Below are 1,439 nucleotides of genomic sequence, written 5' to 3' on the forward strand. Positions count from 1 at the left end.
TGAACTGGCCCCCGAAAGTTGGACTGGTTTAATTCTAGGCGGTTAGGGGTTCAAGGGTCTGATTCCGATATTGCATCGGGGTCAGGCCCTTGAGTCGTTGTTGGATGCGTTCGGTGTTGTACCACCCGATGTACTCGTCGATCGCCTGGTTGAACTCTGCGACGGTGTCGAAGACTTCGCCGTGGTACATCTCGGTTTTCAAGTGCCCGAAAAAGTTCTCCATGACCGCGTTGTCGTAGCAGTTGGCTTTACGCGACATTGACTGCCTACCACCGTTGTCACTAATCAGGTCGCGCCAGGACGAGTGCTGGTACTGGAATCCTTGGTCAGTGTGCATCATCCACCCGGGTTCAGGCGCACAAACCGCGATCGCCTTGGTCAAGGAATCGGCGGTAAACGCTGTCGACGGCGATGTGGCAACGGTGTGGGCGACGATTGAACGGTCGAACAAGTCCATCACTGGTGACAGGTAGACCTTGCGGCCTGCGACCCTGAACTCGGTGACGTCGCTGACGAAAACGGTATTCGGCTTATCAGGGGTGAACTTGCGGTCAAGTTTGTTGTCGGCAATGTGGCTGATCGTCCCAGCGTAGGAAGCATACGGTCTGCGTTGGCGGATCTTGGCTCGAAGCCCCATCTGGTGCATGAGTTTGTAGACGAGTTTGTGGTTGACCACCCAGCCCTGGTTACGCAGGTCGAGTAGTACTCGCCGGTAGCCGTAGCGATGCTTGTTACGTTCGAAGCTTTCCCGGATCGCATCTTTGAGCGCGGCGTGCTTATCCGGTTGGCTGAGGCGTTTCTGGTGGTAGAAGAACGTCGATCTCGGCATGCCCGCCGCATCCAAAAGGTATTGCAGACGATGCTGTGACTTGAGGATGACAATCGCCTGGACTTTCAGGCGCGTCCCTGGTTCCTCAAGTCCCGCAATTTTTTTAAGTAGGCGTTTTCCGCTTCCAACCGTGCGATCTGGCGCCGCAGCTTCTCCTCTTCGCTAAGCCGCTTCGGGGCAGCCGAACCTTTGGGCCTGCCCTTCGGCTTCGGTTTTAGTGCCTCATCGCCACCTTTGCGCCATTTCCGCGCCCAATCTCTGACGAGAATGTCTGACGACAGGCCAAACTCACGGGCAAGATCCATCTTTGTCTCGCCAGCAAGGTGACGCTCGACAACTTCCTTCTTGATTTCGAACGAGTACTGCTGCTTTGTCGGTTTCTCCACAAGACATAGCCTGCCATGCAGTTGAAACCGACGACGGAGCGTACGGACGGCGTATTTGGAGACACCAAGAGCATTGGCAGCGGCTAGAGAGCCCATGCCTTGCTCGAAACACTCCACCAACTGCTCGCGCTGCCGCTCACTTAGCGAACTTCGTGCTCTCAATGAAAACTACTCCCCACTGGTCGGTAACTGATTTCTCAGTCCAACTAATGGGGAGCAGTTCA

1 protein-coding gene is annotated in these 1,439 nt (G+C 55.5%); it reads right to left on the reverse strand.

The features are described from left to right. Positions 1-34 precede the first annotated feature (34 nt). Positions 35-1,377 (reverse strand): IS3 family transposase gene (locus J5Y21_RS11585; protein WP_246875208.1). Its coding sequence is split into 2 segments (ribosomal slippage): positions 35-936 and positions 936-1,377, totalling 1,344 coding nucleotides; the frame shifts between segments, so codons are not numbered across the junction. Positions 1,378-1,439: the final 62 nt, after the last annotated feature.

This window comes from Corynebacterium sp. Marseille-P3884 (assembly GCF_017942225.1).
GTDB lineage: Bacteria > Actinomycetota > Actinomycetes > Mycobacteriales > Mycobacteriaceae > Corynebacterium.